The following is a 20,754-nucleotide window of genomic DNA, read 5'->3' as shown; positions in this document are numbered from 1 at the left end:
GAGCGTCTCATTGCATGACAAGCACGCCCCGCAGCGGCGCTCACCGCGACTTGTCTTGTCAGGACATATTATTATGTTAGGACATACTGACAAATATGATCGCGAATTACAATCGCGATCGGTGGGCAGGCACGGCACGGCCACCCTCGTGTCGAATGCCACCCCGATATGGACGGAGACTGAATCATGAGCAGCAACAGCCGGCACCTGGTCGACCCGGAACTTCTGGACCTTCTGGATGCCCTGCCGACGACGACGTTCAGCGCGGACATTCTCGGCGCGCTTCGCGAAGCGCCGATGCCGGAGTATCCGATCGAGACGGCCGCCGCAGCGGACAATGTCCGCTGCACGATCGAGCACGCGTCGGCCGACGGCAACGCTCCCGCGGTGGGCTTGCGGGTTTATCGGCCCGCCTCGGTGACGGCGGCCATGGGCTGCCTGCTGCACATCCACGGTGGCGGTTTTGTTCGTGGCGGCGCTGCCGCCCACCAGAACCAGCATCGCCAGCTCGCGGCGATGCTGGGCTGCGTCGTGGTGTCGGTCGACTATCGTCTGGCACCGGAAACCCGGTTTCCCGGCAATCTTGACGACTGCATGAGCGCCCTGTCGTGGATCGTCGAGCACGCTGCATCGCTGTCCGTCGATCCGGCGCGTATCGGCGTGGTCGGCGAAAGCGCCGGAGGTGGCCTCGCGGCCTGCCTCTGCCTCGCGGCACGCGATCGCGGAAAACTCAAGCCGGCGTTCCTGCACATGATGTATCCGATGCTCGACGATCGCACTTGCAGCGCCAGCGAGCCGCATCCCCACAGTGGCGACTACATCTGGAACCGAGAGAGCAACCACTTCGGCTGGTCATCCCTGCTCGGTGTGCCGCCCGGCAGCGACGCCGTCTCGCCGTACGCGGCCGCAGCACGCGCCGCGCATCTGCGCGGTCTGCCACCGACATTCATCTGCACCGGATCGCTGGATCTTTTCGTCGACGAAAATCTGGAATTCGCGAAACGCCTGATGCGCGACGGCGTGCCGACCGAGCTGCATGTGTTTGCCGGCGCCGTGCATGGCTTTGACTATCATCCGAGCGCCAGGATCGCCGTGGCGGCGCGGCAGGCCAGCCTGAGCGCGCTCAAGGCTTTTCTCGCCGGCCGCGATCGCTAGGGCCGACGTATCCGGCGCGAATCGCGGCGCCGGTATTTTCGTGCGAAAGTGAACGCGGCGGTCACGGCAGACAAGGCGCCGCGCCACACATTTTTTCGATCAGGAACTCCAGCATGTTCACCGGCATCGTCGGCGGCGTCGCCCGCATCACGTCCGTGCAGGATCGCGACGGCATCCGCTCTTTCGTGCTCGATTTTCCCGACGGCTTCTGCGAGGGCCTGGCGATCGGCGCCAGCGTGTCGGTCGACGGCACCTGTCTGACCGTCACGCACATCCACTCGCCGACACGCGCGGCCTTCGACGTGGTGCTGCAAAGCCTGGTCGTGACCACACTCGGCCGCTACGCGGTGGGCGACCTCGTCAATGTCGAACGCGCGGCGCGTGACGGCGCCGAGATCGGCGGTCATCCGCTGTCCGGGCATGTCGACTTCTCGGCCGTCATCGAAACCATCAATGAGGCCGGCGGCAACAAGTCGCTGAGAATCGCGATCCCGGAAACCTTCCGTCGCTACGTGTTCGCGAAGGGCTATATCGCCGTCAACGGCGCGAGCCTGACGGTATCCGAATGCGACAAGCGGCAAGGCTGGTTCGAGGTCTGGCTGATTCCCGAAACGCGCCGGGTCACGACGCTGGACGGCAAGCAGGTCGGCGACAGCCTGAACATCGAAATCGAACGAGGCACGCAGGTCGTGGTCGACACCGTGCGCGACACGGTGCGTGAATCGCTGGGCAAGCTGCAGCCGCTGCTCGAGGCCCTGCTGCAGGAAAAAGGCCTGACGCTGGATGAGCTGATCGAATTGCCGGAAGGCCGCATCTCCCGGCTTCCCTGATCGGGCAGACGCATGGGTGGCGTCGGCCGGCCGGCCAGCCGGCCCGGCGCCGGCGTCTGCACGCGCCGCTACGGCGCTTCCACGAAAGGGCGCAGGAGATCGCGCCAGATCGCGTAGCCGGCGCCGCTGAGATGCAGCCTGTCGTAGCTGTAATCGGCCACCAGCTCGCCGCTGCCGTCGTCGAAGGACGGATAGAGGTCGATGTAGGCAATGCCCCGCTCGGCCGCGAGCCGCTCGTATGCCGCGTTGAGCGCCTGGATGCGCGGCGCGAACTTCCTCTGGCGCGGCATGAGGCCTTGCAGATGCAGGGTACAGCCGGGCAGCTCCCGCTTCAGGCGGTCGAGAATCGCGCCGACATTGGCGGCGATTGCGGACGCCGGCACGTCCGAGCCGAGATCATTGGTTCCGATCAGGAGAAACAGCTTTTCCGGATTGATACGGACGACCGGATCGAGGCGCGCGAGGATGTGATGGCTGCATTCGCCGCCGATGCCGAGGTTGCGGGTCATGGTGCGTGGGAACATCAGATCGAAGCGCCCCAGATGCGTGAGGCTGTCGCCGAGAAACACGACGCCGCCGCCGTTCGCTTGCGCGATCACGTCGATGCCGCTTCGGCACGCCGCGAGGAATTTCCGGCCCAGGCGTTCAGTCAGCGCGCGCAGCAATCTCTTCACGGCTTTGCTCCAGTCTTGATCGGGATGTCGGTGCCGGCCGGTTCGCATCCGCTCTGGATCAGATCCGAATAGGCGCTCAGCGTGTGATAGTCGGTCAGCCCGGAGAACGCGCCGGGCTCCGGTTTTTCGCTGTTGTCTGGATGGCGGATGCGATACCAGCAACCGGTCGCCGGATCGACGAAGTTCTGCCGGCAGTACGCGGCGATGCGCTCGTGCCAGTCGCCGAACGCCGATTCGCCGGTGCGGACGTGCAACAGCGCGGCCGTGGTCATCGCTTCGGCCTGCACCCAGCTGTACTTGTCGCAGTCGTACGGTTTGCCGTCCGGGTCGTAGCCGTAGATGAGTCCGCCGTGCAGCGGGTCCCAGGCCAGTTCGACCGCGGTCGTGAAAAGCCTGCATGCGCGTTCGAGACGCCAGGCCTCGGGTGCATGCCGATCCAGCTGCAGCAGCAGTTTCGCCCATTCGATCTGATGACCGGGCTGCAGCCCCCATGGACGGAAGATGTTGGAGCGATCGTTGCGGTTGTAGTCCCAGTCGATGTGCCAGTCGCGGCGATAGTGTTCCCAGATCTGACCGCGGCACTGCTCGGCCTGCCGCAGCACCATGTTGTGCGCCAGCAGCGCGGCGCGGTCCAGAAAACGCGATTCGCCACTCGCGCGCCAGGCTGCGATGAACGCTTCGCACAGATGCATGTTGGCGTTCTGGCCACGATACGGCGAGACGACCCAGTCGGCCGTCGCTTCGTCGGCGTAGAGGCCGTGCCGCGGTTCCCAGAAATGCGCCTCCAGCAGGTTCCAGGTGTCGGCGAGGTCGGCGCGCGTGTCTTCGATGCCGACCGCCATCGCCTTCGCATAGGCCAGCATCACGAACGCCAGGCCGTAGCAGTGGTTGCTTGCATCGTGGATGCGGCCATCGCGCAGGATCCAGGCATAACCGCCGGGCCGCGGCCGGCGATGCGCACGCCGCAGGAATGTCAGGCCGTGGCGCACCGCATCGGCATGCTGCGCCTGCTGCAGATGTTCGAACGCGACGGCATGGTTGAAGCTCATGCGCGCGCTGCTGACCAGATGCCGGGTACCGGCATCGTGCACCGAGCCGTCCGGGTTGAAGAACTGGAAATATCCACCCGCCGGGTCGATGCAGCGCGGGTGATAGAACGACATGATCCGCTCGATCTCGCCCTTCAGACACGTCATGGGCTGCGGTGGCAGTTCGGCGCGCGTCATTGCGATTGCTCCCGAAGATTGAAACAGTCGACCGCCAGCTCGTCCGCGCTCAATGGGCGATCGGCGCGGGCGATCACGCGTCGCTGTTCGCCGGCATGCATCGCAAAGCAGTTGTCGGACAGACTGGCCTTGGCTGCGGCAAGGCGCAGCTGCACGAAATGCTGGTAGCAGGACGCCGACAGCGTGATGTCGAGCGCGCCGTCGTCCAGGCACCTGACCTCGAAAGCCGGCGCGCGCGCCGGCAGCGCCAGTTCCCTGAATGGCGCGAACAGCAGCTCGTTGCCGTGGAAATCATCGGAACGCACGAGCAGCACGCGGTCATTGCCGGTTCCGAGCCGTGCCGCCGGTGCCGACCAGACGATCGCCGAGCTGTTGGCCGCCGCCGTGCCGGCAAGGTCCTCATGCCACAGGCTCTGGCCCTGCAGCGACATCAGCCGCAGCCTGGCCTTGACCGTCACCGGACGATTGAAGTCATTGCTCAGCCACAGCTCGACGCTGCCGTCGTCGCGCTGGCGGAACGACGCCAGCAGCGGCGCGTACGCGCGCCTCACGTAGTGCCAGGCCGGCTTGGGCCGCCCTTCGTAGTCGACGAGGCTCCAGCTGATGCCGGGCCAGCTGTCGTTGTGCTGCCAGATCAGGGTGCCGGCGCAATGCGGCTTGCGGCGCCGGTAATGCTCGATGCCGAACTTCAGGCCTTCGGCCTGCACGAGCTGCGTATAGCCGATGTACTGATCCAGCGTCGTCGGCAGGCCGGTGGTCGTCACCAGCATCGCGTTGACCTTGTCCTTGGGGTGATCCTTGATGCGATCGAGAAAGCGATCCGAATCCAGCGTCAGTCCTTCACCGGACCAGGCTTCAAGCGTCGCGCGATCCGGCGAAGCCTGGATGCCGAATTCACTGACGAAGCGCGCGCGGTCTTCGCTGTAGCGCATGTAGGCCACGCCCTCCGGGGTGACACCGAAGGCGCCGACCGGCTTGTCATCCGGAATCGGCGGTGCACCGTGCCAGACCGTCCAGTTGTGGACGTCGCCGGCGCGCATGCTGTTGTGGACCGGCTTGCCGTACGGACTGCCCGGCCGATATGGAGTTTCCGGATCGAGACGCTGCAGCACGGCCGGAATCAGCGACTCGAACAGGCGGTCGCCCGGATACGGCGCGTCGCCACCGGTGCGCAGATTGACGAACTGGTGCAGGACCTGCCCTTCGTTGTTGCCACACCACAGCGCCAGCGACGGATGGTTGCGCAGCCGCCGCACCTGTTCCTCGACTTCATGCTGCACACTCGCGGTGAAATGCGGATCGTCGTCCGGATACGGCGAGCACGCGAACATGAAGTCCTGCCAGACCAGCAGACCGAGGCGATCGCAGATCCGGTAGAACGCATCCGGCTCGTATACGCCCCCGCCCCAGACGCGCACCATGTTCATGTTGGCGTCGGCGGCGGCGCGCAGCGATCGTTCGTAGTCTGCGGGTTCGACCGCACCGATGAAGGCGCTTGCCGGAATCCAGTTCATGCCGCGACAGAAGATCGGCACGCCGTTGAGGATGAAACGGAAGTAGTCGCAACCGGGCTCGTCGGGATCGGCCGACGTGTCGAGTTCGATCGTGCGCAGGCCGACGTCGAGCGTCTTGCGATCGACGACGTTCGCGCCGACGCGCAGGCTGGCGTCGACCCGGTACAGCGGCGCCTCGCCGAGCTCCGGCGTCCACCAGAGTTGCGGATCGGCAATCCCGAAGCGCGTGGTGATCACGCCTCGCCCGTCCGCCGCGACCGGCTTGCGCTCGGACGCCACGCAGGCACCGGACGGGGCAAGCAGGCGCAGCGTCAGCTCGCCGGGCTGCGACGCATCGAATACCGCGATCGATGTTTCGATCTCGACCATCGCCGACGGCGCGATCGCCAGCGTCGAGAAGCGCAGGTCTTCGAGCGCGGCCTGCGTGCGTCGCCGCAGCGTCACCGGCCGCCAGATGCCGACGGTCGGCAGATCGGGGCCCCAGTCCCAGCCCCAGCCGTACTGCGCCTTGCGATGCAGCGCCCGCTTCGAGGCCCGCGTCGCTTCCGATGCGATCGGCCAGCTCGGCGGCTCGCGGTCGGCAACCCGCAAGGCCGGCGGATCGAATCGCAGCAGCAACACGTGCACGCCGTCTGCCCTGGCGTGCGCTTTCATGTCGATCGTCACGGGCACGAACATGTTGTCGGAGCGCGCGATCTCGACGCCGTCGAGCCAGATCGTCGCGTAGGTGTCGAGCCCTTCGAAACACAGTTGCAGGCGCTCACCCGCGCCGACTGCGGCAGTCTCGAACGAAGTCCGCCACCACCATTCGCGATCGCGCACCCAGGCGCACTGCGCCTCGCCACCGTCGGCGTACGGATGCGGCAGGCGCCCGGCCTGATGCAGCGCGAGATAGGTGTCGCCCGGCGCGGTCGCGGCGATCCACCCGGCGCCGCCGCGCTGCAGAGCCTGCGGTTGTCCCTTGCCGGGATCGCAGTCGAGGATCTCCCAGTGAGTGAGCGAATGGTCGGATGGTACGTCGTGCATGTCGTCTCGCCATCGGCGCGCGGACTCGCGACGCCGGATTCAGTCAGTGGATTTTTCGGCCCGCTCCGGCGGCGCCGGATCAGGCCGGCGCGCGCCGCAACTTCAGTGCCTCGATCGTGCGTTGGTGGCTCTCGCGCGTGATCGGATAGAACTGCAGGATGAGAATCGCGAGGGTCGCGAACACGCCCATGCAGACCGCGGCGACCAGGGTCATTTCATTGACGATCGCCGGGTCGACGGTCGCGGGATCGGCCTTTTCGGGAAAGTGGATCGCCGACAGCACCACGCCGGACAGGAACACGCCGACCCCGGACACGGCCTTGTTGACCATCACCGATGCCGCGAACATGAGACCTTCCATGCGCCGGCCGGTCTTGAGATCGAGGTGATCGGCCACGTCGGCGACCATCGACAGGCTGACCACCGCGGCGGCGAGCACGGCGGCAGTGGTGACGAGCGTGCTGGCGATCAGAATCGGCACCAGCCGGCCCGGGTCCCGCGGCATCCATCCCGGCAAGCCCAGAGCGACCGGCAGGACGATGGCCACCAGGGCAACGGAAAACAGACTCACGGCGATGTGCTTCTTGCTGTACCGGCGCGTGAACTGCAGGATCGCGAGCGCCAGGATCAGGCCGCCGCCGGCGCTGGCACCGATGGTCCCCAGATCGGCTGCGCCGAGGCGCCAGAAGTAGGTCGAGATGTAGACCCCCAGCGTCGCCGCCAGACCCGCAGCCACGGCGAACATGAAGCCGCAAAGCAGCACGCTGACGTAGGGGCGGTCGGTCAGCAAGGCGCGCAGGCCACCGAACAGGCCGCTGTGCTCACTCACGGGCAAGGGCTTGCTCAGGGTCGGAATCCGCTTGTGCGTACCGAGTGCCGAAATCAGGATGGCGAACGCCATCAGCACCGCCGAGACCGTGGCGTAGCGCGCATACCCGGCGGCATTGAGCTGACCGACCGGCTGCTCGGCAGTCGGCAGCAGCAACACCTTGAACACCAGCAGCGACATGATGACGGTACCGAGGGCGAAGAACACGGTGCGGTACGTCGAGAGGCTGGTGCGCTCCTCGTAATCGGACGAGAACTCGGACATCAGCGCCGACGAGGGAATCTCGTAACAGCTGATCGCGACCCGTACGGCAACCGAGAGGATCAGCAGATACGTGAGCTGCAGCGCCTGGCTGCCGTGCGGAGGCAGCCACAGCAGGAAGTAGGCCACGGCCACCGGAATCGCCGAGCCGTACATGAACGGGTGACGTCGCCCCCAGCGCGTGCGGGTGCGGTCCGACAGATGCCCGATCAGCGGATCGGCCACGGCATCGACGATCATCGCCAGCATGATCATCAGCCCGACCGACGCGGCCGGCAGGCCGATGACCTGGTTGTAGTAGAGCATCAGGAGCACGTTGAAGCCGTGGTCCTTGATGCCGAAAGCGAGCGTGCCGAGCCCGTACGAAAACTTCGTGCGAAACGACAGCTTGTCGTGACTGATCTGCATGATGACGTGACCCGTCGATTCAGGATGTGGCGGAGACCGGCAGCTCGGGCATGCCCGATGCCTCCGGCGCGTGCACCCAGACCGCCTCGCGGAACAGCGCCTCGGCGTCGTCCTGCACGCGGCAGTCGTCGCAGTCGACGCGCTTGGATGCGCGTCGGCCCGGCGCGTAGACCGGCCATTCGCCGAGCGACGGACCGGGTTCTCCGTGCCGCGCGAAATGCCCGAGCATCGCCACCCAGCGCCGCGCCAGGGCGTCGGCGCGGGGGTGATCGGCGAAGGCCGGCACGGTGTGCCCGGGGTCGTCGCCGACATTGAACGTCAGCGCCAGATCGATGCCGTGGCTCGACGGCAGCGATTTGCCGGCGAAACGCATGGGCACATCCATGACGTACAGGTAGCCGCGGCTGCCGGCGCGCGTCGTCGTCTCGGCATAGTCGGCCGCCGCGCGACGGAATCCGTCCGTCCACACCAGATCGTTGAAGGTCTTGCCGAACCCGGGGTTGCGCGTCGCGCGCTTCAGGCGGCGCAGATAGGTCTTGACGTTCGCCTCGCCCTTGGCGCCGTGCACGGCAATGCCGAGCGATATCAGATGGGCGACGACCCACAGCACCGGCGTCGGCAGGCCGGTTCCGAGTTTCAGCATGATTTCCAGAGACGCGCCTTCGTGGGTGGCGTAGCCGGCGATCAGCGGCACCGGCGACCGGCGCGCCGCGATCAGGTCTTCCATCTTTCCCGGCAGCAGCGGCGTGTTGGCGACGGGTCGCGGCGAGAGTCCCTTGCGGCCCTGGAACTTGAGCAGCTGTTCGGTCGTGCAGGATTTCAGCAAGTCGAGTGCGGCGGCGCGGTCGATGCACCGCGTGCGCGCGATGGTACCGACCACATCCTTCGACGGCTCGCGCACGAGGTAGCCCGTGCTGCAGGCGACCGCGCGATGCAGCAGTCCTTCGGCCTGCGGCGCGGCGCACAGCGCCGCGACCGAAACCGCGCCGGCGGACTCGCCGATGACCGTCACGCAATCCGGATCGCCGCCGTAGTCGGCAATGTTCTCGCGCAGCCAGCGCAACGCGACGATCTGGTCGCCGAGCCAGAGCTGGCCGCCGCCGTCGCGTTGCGTGCCCAGCCAGTCGAGATCGAGCGCCGCGAATACGCCGAGCCGGTAGTTGATGCAGGCAACCACCGCGTCCGCGCCGAGCGCCAGCGCGCTGCCGTCGTAGAAACTGCCACTGCCGGACGTGAAGCTGCCGCCGTGGATGAAGACGATCACCGGCCGGGGACTTGCGGAAGCGGCGGCCGGCACATGGATGTTCAGGAACAGACAATCCTCGGAAAACGGCGCGTCGGGAATCCGCCCGTAGACGTCGGTGGTCACGACCGGTTGCACCGCCATCGCCGCGTGCCGCGTGGCATCGCGCACGCCGGACCACGGCGACCGCGCCACGGTGGCGGCGCGAAAGCGTTGCACCGGTTCGGCGAAGCGCAGCCCGCGGTAGGTTTCGACGCCGATGCGGCTGATGCCGCGCAGCGTCCCGAGTCGGGTCGTGCGCTCCACGGTGAGCTCGGACATTCCGTTTTCCGTTGTTTGCATTCGAATTGCGCCGTTCATCAGATGCCGGTGACGCCGCCGACGCAGGCCACGGCCTCGCCGCCGCGATCGCGGATCTCGCGAACGACCGCCTCGGCCGGCCCGGCATCGAGGTCGTTGACGACCATGCGTGCGCCTTCCTCGGCGAGCTCGAGCGCGGTCGCCCGACCGATGCCGCGGCCGGAGCCGGTGATCGGCGCGACCCTGCCATCGAGCTTGTTGTTCATTCGATGTCGAACCCCGATCAACGCTGCGAAACGGCGGCCGGCACCAGGCGCGCATCGCGCAGCGCCGAGCGGCGGACCTTGCCGTCGTCGCCGCGCACCGGCTCGGCGACGAACTCGAAGGACGCGGGAATCTTGTAGTTCACGAGGCGCGCCGCCAGGTGGCGGCCGAGCTCGTCGGCGCCGATCGGCGTGCGTGCGTGGACGATGGCGTGCACGCGCTGGCCGAGATCGTCGTCCGGCAGGCCGATGACCGCACTCGAATGCACGGCAGGATGTTCGTCGATCGCGGCTTCGACCTCCGCCGGATAAATGTTGGCGCCGCCGCGCAGGATCAGGTCGGTGCGGCGGTCGGCGAGATAGAGATAGCCGTCGGCATCGAGATGGCCGATGTCGCCGAGGCTGTCCCAGTCCCCCACCCGTCTGGCTTCGGCACCGATGTAGAAGTAGCTGGGAGGCGCACCGACCGGCGAGCGCACGAGGATTTCGCCGACTTCGCCGGGGGGCAGCGCCTGACCGCCCTCGCCGACCACCTTGATTTCGCCGAGCACGCAACGGCCGACCGAGCCGCGTCGCTGCAGCCACTCGTCGCCGCGAATCACCGTCAGCGCCTGCATCTCGGTGCCACCGTACAGTTCGTAGATGCGCTCGGCGCCGAGCCAGTCGATCCACGCCGCCTTGAGCCACGCCGGACAGTGCGAGGCCATGTGATAGACGACGCGCAGCGACGACAGATCGAATTGCGCGCGTTCGGCATCGCTCAGCTTCCAGATTCTCGACATCATGGTCGGGACCATCAGCACCGAGTTGACGCGATGCTGCTCGATCAGCTGCAGCGTCTGCAGCGGATCGAAACGACGCATGACGACGACGTGATTGCCGCGGAACAGCGCCTGCAGGCAGGTCGTGAACGGCGCGTTGTGATACAGCGGGCCGGGCACCAGCACCGCGCCCTCGAGCGGCAGCATCAGCGGCATCGCGTAGGGTGTCGGCTGCTCGTCGACGACCGCGGGGCTGCCGGCGACGATCAGTTTCGGCCGACCGGTGCTGCCGCCGGATGTCGGCGCTTTCCAGTACTTGGCGGTGCGCAGCGGCAGCGGCGCGTCCGACCACGCGGCGGCCGCCGCGAAATCCGCGCCGATCACTGCGGTGCCGGGAAAGGCCGCGGCATCGGCACCGACGAGCAGCGCCGGCGCGGCGAGTGCGACGATCGCCGCCAGCTCGGCCTGCGGCAGACGGCTCGAGACCGGCTGCGGCGTCGCGCCGAGCTTGAGCGCCGCGAGGGCGCTCTCGACGAAAGCCAGCGAATTGGGCAGTGCGATCGTCACGAAGCTGCCTTCGCGCACGCCGAGACGCTCGAACTCGCGCGCGAGACGGTTCGTGCGGCTTTCGAGTTCGCCGCGCGTCAGCGTCTGCCCGTCGACGGTCAGGGCCGGACGATCGGCATCGGCGATCGCGTGGCGATGCAGGGCTTCGGTGACGGAAATCGTGGTCATCTCAGAACTCGAACGAGAAGCGCGCGGTGATCGTCCGCGGCTGATTGAGCAGATAGGTTTCGGTCGGCTGGCGCGTCACCAGCGTCGTGCCGGTTCCACCTGCCACCGGCCGCGTGACGTCGAGAATGTTGTTGACGTTGAGGGCGAGCTTCGGGCTGCCCCACAGGCCGTCGGCGCCGATCAACAGGCCGGCGTTGAACGAACCGTAGCCGTTGATTTCCACCTGGTGCGTGATGTCGCTGTAGCCCTTGCCGACATAGGTGTAGCTGGCGATCGGCGCGAGCGTGAGGAATTTCCACGCGTGCAGATACTGCAGGGAGGAGTTGAACTGGTACTTGGCCGCGCCGGGCATCTCCTGGCCCGGTTCGACGACCTGGCCGTCGGACGCCGTGAACGACTTGGTGATGTGGGCGTCGGTCACGGCGCCGGACAGCGACCAGGTCAGTCCGCGCAGCGGCGTGTTCCACAGCAGGCTGCTTTCGAAGCCGCGGCTGATCGCCGCCGACACATTGGTGTTGTAGGCAATCGGGATGCCCTGCGTCGACTGCGTGATGATCGGGTTCTTGTAGTCGATGTAGAACGCCGTCAGGTCAGCCTGCAGCGTCTTGTGCAACCAGTCGGTGCGCAGGCCGATCTCGTAGTTCCAGAGTGTGTCCGACTTGTAGGTCGGCGGCACGCCGTTGGTCGGCGTCGACGGCAGGTCCTGCAGGCCGCCGAAGCGGAAGCCCTTCGCGGCGGTCGCATAGATCGACGCGTTGTCGGCGAAACGCCAGGTCGCCGACAGCTTGGGATTGAATCCGGATTCTTTCAGCGTGGCCACCGAGTTCGACTGCGGACCGTCGTTCTCGTTGCCGGCAATCAGCAGGCCGCTGCCGACGAAACCGCCGGTGACTTCGGTGCGATAGAAACGGCCGCCGGCGGATAGTGTCAGCGCATCGGCGATTTCGTAGGACAGATCGGCAAACAGTGCCTTCTCGGTCGACTTGGCGTTCGAGGTGCCGTCGAGCAGCGAGGTGGTCGCGGCGGCCGACGGCGCACCGAGCAGCGCGAACAACGCCGCCACGGCCGGGTTGCTGCCGAGCACGCTGTCCTGGCCGAGCAGGTCCTGGTTGAGCTGAGTGTCGATCAGGATGTTGAAGTACATCCGGTAATCGAAGTAGTACGCACCGACCAGCCAGGTGAACGGCCCGCCGTCGTCCGACTGCAGGCGCAGCTCCTGCGAGAAACTCTTCGAGTTGTCGACGACGTGGGTGAACACGCCCGCCTCCGCCGGATACCCCGGCGGCGGCGTGCCGATCAGCACACTGGTGTAGTCCTTGGTGTAGTTCGCATCGCGCTTGACCCAGGAGCTCAGCGAGACGGCGCGCACGCCATCGAAGTCGTAGGCGCTTTCCAGGCTGTCGAGGTGGAATTCGTTCTGCGACGGCTGCGGCGTGATGGCCACATCGCTGGCGCGCGGTCCCCGCGGCGAATCGGTGAACAGCAGCTGGTCGTCGCCCTGGAAGTCCTGCTGCAGGTGGGTGTACTTGAACTTCCAGTTGCCGGGCTGCCACAGCAGCTGGCCGCGATACTGGTTGCCCGACGAGGCGTCGACGTCCTTCTCGCCCGTGCGCAGGTTGTCCATCGTGCCCGGATATTCGCGGCGCACGTAGGCCAGGCGAACGGCCAGGTCGTCACGAAACAGCGGCGCGTTGACGGACAGACCTTCGGTGAAGGCGGAGCTGCCGTCCTTCGGTTTGGCGTATTGCGAGAAGCCGCGCGCCTGCCAGGTGTCGAGCTGCGGTTCCTGCAGCTGGTAGCGGATCGCGCCGGACAGTGCTGCGCCGCCGAACAGGGTTCCCTGCGGTCCCTTCAGCACTTCGACGTCGGAAAGGTCGAAGGCGCTGAGATCCGGAATGATGTTGGCGACATACGGATCGGTGAACGGCACGTCGCCGATGAAGATGCCGACCGGCTGCGCGTTGCCGGAGTACGGATTGGTGTCGGTCGAGATGCCGCGGAACGTCAGGCGCGTGAACCCCGGCGAACCCTGCGCCGCGGTCACACCGGGCGACTCCTGAACGAAGTCGTTGAGATTGAGCTTGCCGGTGTTCTCCAGATCCTCACCCGTGAAGGCGGTGATCGACGCCGGAATGTCGCGAATGGACTGCGTCCGCTTGGTCGCGGTGACGATGATCTCGGCGATCTGCGCAGGCCCCTGCACGTCGACGGCCGCTGCCGGCGCCTGCCGCGGCGGCGGCACTTTCACCGGAATCGTGTCGAGCGGCGCGGCCGCCGTGGCGGCGCCCGCATCGGCGGGGGATGCGCTGCCGTCGGCGGCCGCTTCAGCCGTCGCTGCTGCCGGCGCGTCGGCGCCAACGGCAGCAGCGGAATCGTCAGCGGTGGCTGGTGGCTGCGCACCGTTCGCGGCGGCGTCCTGCGCGAGCGCCGGTGTCGCGCCGGCAGACACCGACAGCGCGGCCAGCAGCGCAGCCGTCCTCGTCGCGCTCGATGTGTTGAGCATCGTGTTCTCTCCTCTCGTTTAAATGTCGCTGCGCGGTCTGTCGCCGCGGCGTGGTACCGCCTCAGGTCATGACACCGACCATCCGGCATGCAAACTGGGCAAAAGTGTCGGCAATGTGCTCCGGGTCCTTGCCGAGATCGGGCGCATACCAATGCGCAACGCGCAGACCCATGGCGCCGATCGCCGGCATCGCAAGCTGCACGTCGGGCACGTTGAACGTACCCATGTCGACGCCGCGCTGGATCACGTCGACCAGCAGCATCTCGGACTGCCGGCGGATTTCGAGAATCGGGGCGGCGAATTCACCCGGCAGGGCGTGCAGTTCGGCGTTGGCAACCACCGCCAGCATCGGATAGTCGGCATGGGCGAGGACGTGCGCGCGAACCACTGCCTTCAGTTGCGTCGTCGGATCGGGTTCGGCCGCCATCAGTGCCGCGCGCATGCGTCGCAGGTGTTCCTCATGGCCGACCCGGATCAGTTCCGCCAGGACATGCGCCTTCGACGGGAAATGCGAATACACCGATGCGGCCTTGATGCCGACCAGCTGGGCGATGTCGCGCATCGACGCGCTGCCGTAGCCGCGCTCGGCGAACAGCCGCAGCGACTCGCCGAGGATCACGCCGCGCGACCCGTCCTGGATGGCGGCTGGCGGCAGCAGGGTATCGACAGCGGCCAACCGGCGGTGAGTGCTGAGAAACTTGGGCATGCAAACGACCGTTAGCAGAATGCATGCATCGTATCTGCTGGAAACACAAAAAACAACCTAACGTTCGTTTGCTTTCTGTATGCAGCTCTCAGCCGTCGCCGGCGGTACCGCCGCAGCCGAGCGGCCCGTCCTCAGCGACGGCCCGAGCCGCCGATCGCCTGCGGCCCGACCCAGCCGGCGGCGAGCGCATGACGCACCAGGCAGGTCGAATTCCGGACCCGGACTTTCTCGAACAGCTTGCGGCGATAGACGTCGATCGTGTGCACCGACAAATGCAGCTGTGCGGCGATCTGCTTGCGGGTGCGACCGATGATCATCAGATAGAGCGTCTGCATCTCGCGCGGCGTGAAAACCGGATTGCGCACTTCGGTCTGCCGCGTCGCGCCGTGCCGGTAGCGCAGCGACGGCGGCAGGCTCTCGCGCATCGCGGTCGAATGCACGCTCATTTCGCGCTCCCGCGATCGGCACCGTCTGCCATCGCCACGCCGATCTTCCGGCCGTTCGCAGCGCTGCCGATGCGATCGCGGTCGCGATCATCAGGCACGCCGGAGCCCGCATTCGTCAGGATCGGCAGGTCCATCAGACGTTCGCCCCCTGCGCGTCCTTCTGCAGCCGGGCGACATCGGCATCGCACATGATGATGTCGCGATAGGTCGCGCCGGCCGGAATCATCGGATACACGTTGACCTCCGGATCGACGATCACGTCGAGCAGATAGGGTTCGCCCGGATCGGCCAGCATGCGCACGTAGGCATCAGCCAGCTCGGCCATCGAGCTGACGCGTTCGGCCTTGACGCGATAGCCGCGCGCGATCGTCACGAAGTCGGGATAGATTTCGGGCTCCTCGCCGGCCTTCACCGCGGACATCGGATCCGAGAGATCCGAGCAGGCGCGGCGACCGTCGTAGATCATGTCCTGCCACTGGCGCACCATGCCCAGCCACTGGTTGTTGATGACGACGATCTTCACGCCGATGCGTTCGCGACGGCAGGTGCTCAGCTCGTGGATCGACATGTTGAAGCTGCCATCGCCATCGATGTCGATGACCGTGCGCTCGGGGCAACCGAGCTTCGCGCCGATCGCCGCCGGCAGGCCGTAACCCATGGTGCCGAAGCCGGAACTCGACAGCAGCGAACGCGTGTGCGCGACGCGATAGTGCTGCATCGCCCACATCTGATGCTGGCCGACGCCGAGGCTGACGATCGCCCTGCCCTGCGTCATCTCGCTCAGCAGCGCGATCGCGCGCGGCGCGGCGATGCCGGCGGTTTCCGCGATCGGGTACGGATAGTCGCACTTGAGCCGCGCGCAATACCCGCGCCACGCATCGGTCTCGCCAGCCTGCGCAGCGGCGAGCTGCGTCAGTGCTTCGCGGACGTCCGCGCAGATCGGCAGCGTCACCGTCTTGTTCTTGTTGAGCTCGCGACGGTCGATGTCGACGTGGATGATGTGACCGCTCTTGATGAACTCGGCGACGTTGCCGGTCACGCGGTCGTCGAAGCGCACGCCAAGCGCGATCACCAGATCGGCTTCGTTGACGGCGATGTTGGCGTACTTGGCGCCGTGCATGCCGAGCACATCCAGACACAACGGATGCGTCGGCGGAAAGGCACCGACGCCCATCACCGTGGTCACGACCGGAATTCCGGTGCGCTCGGCGAATGCAAGCAAGGCCGCTTCGGCGGCGGCGCTGATGATGCCGCCGCCGACGTAGAGGATCGGCCGGCGCGCCTCGCGGATCATGCGCAGGCATTCGCCGACCACTTCCGGCGTCATGGCAAGCGGCTTCGGTTCCGGCACCTCGATCACCGCCGGCATCCGCGGCAGCACGTAGTTGCCTTCGACATCGCGCGGATAGTGCTGCTGGATGTCCTTGGGAAGATCGATCAGCACCGGCCCCGGCCGGTTGCCGCCGGCCAGCGCGAAGGCTTCACGCACGACTTCGGGAATCCGCGCGACGCGATCGACCAGCCAGGCACGCTTGGTGATCGGCCTGACGATCGAGACGATGTCGACTTCCTGGAACGCATTGCGTCCCAGCAGGCGTGTCGGCACGTTGCCGGTGATCGCGACGATCGGCGTCGAGTCGCTGTTGGCATCGGCGATGCCGGTGACCAGATTGGTCGCGCCGGGGCCGGAGGTCGCCAGACAAACGCCGACCTTGCCGGTCGCGCGGGCGTAGCCTTGCGCCGCATGCGCCGCGCCCTGCTCATGTTCGACACGCACGCAGCGAATGCCCGAAGCATGCAGCGCATCGAAGATTTCGAGATTGGCGCCGCCCGGATAGCCGAACACGACCTCCACGCCTTCGAGCTGCAGGCAGCGGGCCAGCAGCTGCGCGCCCTTCAGCGCGCCGGCGCGCTGCTCCGGCTTGATCTCCGACAGCAGGCCGCCGTGGATGCTGCCGGAATCCTGATAGATGACGTTATCCGTTTTCATGCCGAGCACCACAACGGTTCTGCTGCAAGGATGGACGACACTGGAACATGCCGGCCGCAGTCTGCATTCCGCAAAATGCGGCCCGACAGAAGCTCTGACCAGCAGCCGCGCCGGATTCAGCGCGTCGGCACCAGCAGCGAACGCGCCCAGGCGTCGGCTGCCCGCGCCGGCGCCAGATCCAGGCGGGCGACTCGCGCCACCAGCTCTTCGACCCGCTGCCCGATCCGCTCGACTTCTTCGATCACCTGCTGCTCGCCGAGCTTGCCCTGATACTCGCGGACCGCACTGACGATGCCACCGGCGTTCACCAGAAAATCCGGCAGATAGTAGATACCGGCCTTGTGCAGGCTGTCGCCGTCGGTGATCGACTGCAGCTGGTTGTTCGCGGCACCGGCGATCAGCTTCGCGCGGATCTTCGGAATGGAATCGACGTTCAGGACACCGCCGAGCGCGCAAGGCGCCAGCACATCGGCGTCCTGGAACAGGATCGCGTCGGGCTCGCAGGTGTTCGCGCCGAACTGCTCGACGGCCTTCGCGGCAACCGCCGGATTGATATCGGCGACGATCAGTTTGCAGCCGGCACCGGCAAGCAGGCGGCACAGATCCCAGCCCACCGACCCGAGGCCCTGCACGGCCACCACGAGACCGTCCAGATCGCGGCGATTCAGGACCTGCCTGACACCACTGCGAATGGCGACAAACACGCCGAGCGCGGTCTTGGGCGACGGATTGCCGCCGTAGGTCTTCGCCGTTTTCAGGCCGCTGACGTAAGGGGTCTGCGCGGCAATGGCGGCCATGTCGGCTTCGGTGGTACCGACATCCTCGGCCGTGACATAGCGGCCTTCGAGCGACTCGACGAAACGTCCGAAGCGTGAAAACAGCGCCTGGCGATCGGTTTGCCGCGGGTTGCGGATGATCACCGCCTTGCCGCCGCCGAACGGCAGATCGGCGAGCGCGTTCTTCAGGCTCATGCCTTCCGCCAGTCGCCGCGCATCGCGAATCGCGGCGTCGCGGTTCTCGTAGTGCCAGTAGCGACATCCGCCGAAGGCCGGCCCGCGCGCCGTGCTGTGAATGGCAACGATCGCCTCGAGACCGGACGCCCGGTCCGAGACCGCAGCCAGGGATTCATGGTCGGTCGGCAGACCGAAGAAGCCTTCAGCATCCATCTTTGCATCGAACATCGGCGCATCCTCCACGCGACTTGCGGTGGAAAAAGTATGCGAGCGCCGCGCGGTGGAGTTCTTGCATTTTCCGGTTCCGGCGCTGCCATATGTGCATAATTAATGCGCCACATTCAGATAGCGCATGTCAAAACAATGCAACTGGACAAGTTCGATCACAAGATTCTCTCCCTTCTGCAGGAAGACGCCTCACTGTCGGCGGCCGACATCGGCGACCGCATCGGCCTGTCGCAGTCGCAGTGCTGGCGACGGATCGAGCGCCTCGAATCGGACGGCGTCATCGTCAAACGCGTCGCCGTCGTGGACCGCAAGAAGCTGGGCTTGAACGTCATGATCTTTGCGCACGTCAAGCTCATCGGTCATGGCAAGGAAGCCCTGCCCGACTTCTTCGCCGCGATCAAACGCTTTCCCGAAGTGCTGGATTGCCACGTGCTGCTCGGCGCCGTGGACTTCATGTTGCGGATCGTCACCCGCGACATGGAGTCGTACGAGCGCTTCTTCTTCGACCGCCTGTCACGATTGCCGATGGTGCAGGAAGTCCACTCGATGATCGCGCTGACCGAAATCAAGGCCGCGACGGCGCTGCCGATGAATCTGGTGGCCTTCGAATCGCGCCCTGCCGAGACGCGCAAGGCGCCGGCTGCGAAGCGGCGCTGAGAGCGCCGGCTTCAGGTATCGGCGCGCGTCGGCGCGCGGCTGGGCGCCAGGTGATTGAGACGCACACGCACAAAGTCGATATGCTCGGCCGCAATCCGGCCGGCGCCGTGCGCGTCACGCGCGAGGATCGCCTGCACCAGCGCACGATGCTGCGCCTGCACCTGCCGGAATTCGCGCGCGTTCGATTCGGTGCCGATCAAGGTCAGCTGCATGTGCTCGTACAGCACCTTGTGCATCGACTTCATCAGGTAGGCGTAGACCGGGTTGTGCGTGGCTTCGGCAATGCTGTGGTGGAACGCAAGGTCGGCAATCATGCGCTGCCGGCGGTCGTCGTTCAGGAACGCGGCGTACACCGCTTCCTCGGTTTCCCGGAGACGCGTCGCGTCCTTCGCAGTGTGGCGTTCGGCAGCAAGTTCGGCAGCGTGCCGTTCGAGCATGTGGCGGAACTCCAGCAGGTCACCCTGGATGTACGGATGACTGCGCGACATGTCGGCCCAGACCTCGCTGCCGAGCTGCTCCTCGATGTCGTTGACGAAGGTTCCGCGGCCGTGGCGCCGCGTCAGGATGCCTTTGGCGACCAGCATGCCGATGCCTTCGCGGACGATCGGTCGCGAGACACCCCAGCGTTCTGCCAGCACACGCTCGGACGGCACGGCTTCGTGTGCCTTGAATTCGCCCTTCTTGATCGCCCGGTCGAGCCGGCGCGCGACGGCTTCCGGCCCGCTCGCACCCTGTATGGCGCCCATGTCGGCTGCTCCTGTTCTGGTCAGACCACCGTATCAGGCTCGCGGCGCCCCGTTCAAATTGCACGCATCGGCACGGCGAGGTGGAGCGCGGGTGAGCCTGAAGAACTGTTACAACATCGAGGACCTGCGGGCGCGGGCACGCCGCAAGCTGCCGGCGCCGATGTTCCACTACATCGACGGCGGCGCCGACGACGAATGGACGATGCGGCGCAACAGCAGCGCGTTCGACGACTACCAGCTGCTGCCGCACTATCTGCACGATGTGTCGTCGCTCGACCTGTCGACCCGCGTGCTCGGTTGCGACCTGAAGATGCCGCTGATGCTCAGCCCGACCGGCATGTCGCGGCTGTTCCATCATCACAAGGAGCTGGGCGCGGCGCGCGCCGCCGCCCGGCACGGCACGCTGTATTCGCTGTCGACGATGGCGACCACCAGCATCGAGGATGTCGCCGCCGCCACGAGCGGCCCGAAGATGTTTCAGGTCTACATCTTCAAGGACCGCGAACTGACGAAGGAGCTGCTGCAACGCTGCCGGCAGGCCGGCTATCGGGCGCTGTGCCTGACGGTCGACACCATGATCGCCGGCAATCGCGAACGCGACCGGCGCCACGGCATGACCATGCCGCCCAGCGTCTCGCTGCAATCGCTCTTCAGCTACGCGACGAGCTTCGACTGGACGTTCCATCTCGCGCTGAACCCGGACTTCCGGCTCGCCAATGTCGCGCATCGCGTCGACGCGCTCGGCGGCGGCGCAATGGCCTTGATCGACTACGTGAACAGCCAGTTCGACCGCAGCGTCACCTGGGACGACGCGGCGTGGCTGGCGTCGCAGTGGGACGGGCCGTTCGTGATCAAGGGCATGAGTTCGGTCGAGGACGCCAGACGCGCGGTCGCGATCGGCGCGACCGCGGCGATGCTGTCCAATCACGGCGGCCGTCAGCTCGACAGCGTGCCGGCTCCGATCGAAACGCTGGCGCCGATCCGCGACGCGATCGGCAATGACCTGGAACTGATCATCGACGGCGGCATCCGCCGCGGCACACAGGTGCTGAAGGCGCTGGCGCTGGGCGCAAACGCCTGCTCGATCGGCCGCCCGTACCTGTATGGCCTTGCCGCCGGCGGCGAAGCCGGCGTCGACCGTGCCCTGAGCCTGCTGCGTGCCGAGATCGAACGCGGGCTCGGCCTGCTCGGCTGCCGCTCGATTGCCGAACTCGGTGCGCAGCACGTCACCGGCATTCGCCGGCCGCTGTCGCGCTCGCCGCAGACCGTGACGCCGTTCGCCGGCTGAACGCTCGCGATT

17 protein-coding genes and 1 pseudogene are annotated in these 20,754 nt (G+C 66.5%); 4 read left to right on the top strand and 14 right to left on the bottom strand.

The window, feature by feature from the left end; genetic code table 11:
- Positions 1 to 186 precede the first annotated feature (186 nt).
- Both G7Y85_RS00630 and G7Y85_RS00625 read left to right on the top strand, forming a co-directional pair.
- The gene (locus G7Y85_RS00630; RefSeq protein ID WP_166250684.1) at positions 187 to 1,155 is read left to right on the top strand and encodes an alpha/beta hydrolase; all 969 of its coding nucleotides are present in this window, start codon (positions 187 to 189) and stop codon (positions 1,153 to 1,155) included.
- Between the two features lie 113 nt (positions 1,156 to 1,268).
- Positions 1,269 to 1,985, top strand: coding sequence for a riboflavin synthase subunit alpha (locus G7Y85_RS00625; RefSeq protein ID WP_166250683.1), 717 nt, complete (start codon positions 1,269 to 1,271; stop codon positions 1,983 to 1,985).
- A 68-nt stretch (positions 1,986 to 2,053) separates the two neighbouring features.
- Here G7Y85_RS00625 and G7Y85_RS00620 read toward each other — a convergent pair whose 3' ends face one another.
- From G7Y85_RS00620 to G7Y85_RS00560, 13 genes and pseudogenes are all read right to left on the bottom strand, one after another.
- Positions 2,054 to 2,659 carry a GDSL-type esterase/lipase family protein gene (locus G7Y85_RS00620; protein ID WP_166250682.1) on the bottom strand — a complete coding sequence of 202 codons (606 nt, stop codon included), beginning with the start codon at positions 2,657 to 2,659 and terminating at the stop codon, positions 2,054 to 2,056.
- Positions 2,656 to 3,885 (bottom strand): AGE family epimerase/isomerase, encoded by a 1,230-nt coding sequence (locus G7Y85_RS00615; protein ID WP_166250681.1) that lies wholly within the window; start codon positions 3,883 to 3,885, stop codon positions 2,656 to 2,658. The genes G7Y85_RS00620 and G7Y85_RS00615 overlap by 4 nt, the downstream gene beginning before the upstream one ends.
- Positions 3,882 to 6,425, bottom strand: coding sequence for a beta-mannosidase (locus G7Y85_RS00610; RefSeq protein WP_166250680.1), 2,544 nt, complete (start codon positions 6,423 to 6,425; stop codon positions 3,882 to 3,884). The genes G7Y85_RS00615 and G7Y85_RS00610 overlap by 4 nt, the downstream gene beginning before the upstream one ends.
- Positions 6,426 to 6,504: 79 nt before the next feature.
- The gene (locus G7Y85_RS00605) at positions 6,505 to 7,923 is read right to left on the bottom strand and encodes an MFS transporter (RefSeq protein WP_166250679.1); all 1,419 of its coding nucleotides are present in this window, start codon (positions 7,921 to 7,923) and stop codon (positions 6,505 to 6,507) included.
- Between the two features lie 19 nt (positions 7,924 to 7,942).
- Positions 7,943 to 9,487 (bottom strand): carboxylesterase family protein, encoded by a 1,545-nt coding sequence (locus G7Y85_RS00600; protein ID WP_166250678.1) that lies wholly within the window; start codon positions 9,485 to 9,487, stop codon positions 7,943 to 7,945.
- Positions 9,488 to 9,534: 47 nt separating this feature from the next.
- Positions 9,535 to 9,732 (bottom strand): annotated as a pseudogene (locus tag G7Y85_RS00595) (SDR family NAD(P)-dependent oxidoreductase); the annotation flags it as partial.
- A gap of 17 nt (positions 9,733 to 9,749) precedes the next feature.
- The gene (locus G7Y85_RS00590) at positions 9,750 to 11,225 is read right to left on the bottom strand and encodes an AMP-binding protein (protein ID WP_166250676.1); all 1,476 of its coding nucleotides are present in this window, start codon (positions 11,223 to 11,225) and stop codon (positions 9,750 to 9,752) included.
- Between the two features lies 1 nt (position 11,226).
- Complete coding sequence (locus G7Y85_RS00585; RefSeq protein ID WP_166250675.1) at positions 11,227 to 13,728, bottom strand: TonB-dependent receptor; 2,502 nt, start codon at positions 13,726 to 13,728, stop codon at positions 11,227 to 11,229.
- Between the two features lie 61 nt (positions 13,729 to 13,789).
- Complete coding sequence (locus G7Y85_RS00580; protein ID WP_166250674.1) at positions 13,790 to 14,434, bottom strand: TetR/AcrR family transcriptional regulator; 645 nt, start codon at positions 14,432 to 14,434, stop codon at positions 13,790 to 13,792.
- Positions 14,435 to 14,565: 131 nt separating this feature from the next.
- Positions 14,566 to 14,880 carry a response regulator transcription factor gene (locus G7Y85_RS00575; protein WP_166250673.1) on the bottom strand — a complete coding sequence of 105 codons (315 nt, stop codon included), beginning with the start codon at positions 14,878 to 14,880 and terminating at the stop codon, positions 14,566 to 14,568.
- Positions 14,877 to 15,014 (bottom strand): hypothetical protein, encoded by a 138-nt coding sequence (locus G7Y85_RS00570; protein ID WP_166250672.1) that lies wholly within the window; start codon positions 15,012 to 15,014, stop codon positions 14,877 to 14,879. Before G7Y85_RS00570 ends, G7Y85_RS00575 begins: the two co-directional genes overlap by 4 nt.
- Positions 15,014 to 16,870 (bottom strand): biosynthetic-type acetolactate synthase large subunit, encoded by a 1,857-nt coding sequence (gene ilvB, locus G7Y85_RS00565; protein WP_166250671.1) that lies wholly within the window; start codon positions 16,868 to 16,870, stop codon positions 15,014 to 15,016. The genes G7Y85_RS00570 and ilvB overlap by 1 nt, the downstream gene beginning before the upstream one ends.
- A gap of 116 nt (positions 16,871 to 16,986) precedes the next feature.
- Positions 16,987 to 18,051, bottom strand: a complete 1,065-nt coding sequence (locus tag G7Y85_RS00560) for a Glu/Leu/Phe/Val family dehydrogenase (protein ID WP_241695908.1) — start codon at positions 18,049 to 18,051, stop codon at positions 16,987 to 16,989.
- A gap of 135 nt (positions 18,052 to 18,186) precedes the next feature.
- Between G7Y85_RS00560 and G7Y85_RS00555 the strand changes: the two genes are divergently transcribed.
- Positions 18,187 to 18,708: an Lrp/AsnC family transcriptional regulator gene (locus G7Y85_RS00555; protein WP_166250670.1), complete on the top strand. Its 522-nt coding sequence runs from the start codon at positions 18,187 to 18,189 to the stop codon at positions 18,706 to 18,708.
- An 11-nt stretch (positions 18,709 to 18,719) separates the two neighbouring features.
- Here G7Y85_RS00555 and G7Y85_RS00550 read toward each other — a convergent pair whose 3' ends face one another.
- Entirely contained in the window at positions 18,720 to 19,454 is a 735-nt protein-coding gene (locus tag G7Y85_RS00550) for a FadR/GntR family transcriptional regulator (RefSeq protein WP_166250669.1), read from the bottom strand.
- A gap of 91 nt (positions 19,455 to 19,545) precedes the next feature.
- Between G7Y85_RS00550 and G7Y85_RS00545 the strand changes: the two genes are divergently transcribed.
- A complete protein-coding gene (locus tag G7Y85_RS00545; protein WP_206675449.1) occupies positions 19,546 to 20,742 on the top strand; it encodes an alpha-hydroxy acid oxidase in 1,197 nt (398 codons plus the stop codon).
- Positions 20,743 to 20,754 lie beyond the last annotated feature (12 nt).

Source organism: Solimonas terrae (genome assembly GCF_011067135.1).
GTDB lineage: Bacteria > Pseudomonadota > Gammaproteobacteria > Nevskiales > Nevskiaceae > Solimonas > Solimonas terrae.
This window is presented reverse-complemented; position numbering and strand designations above follow the sequence as displayed.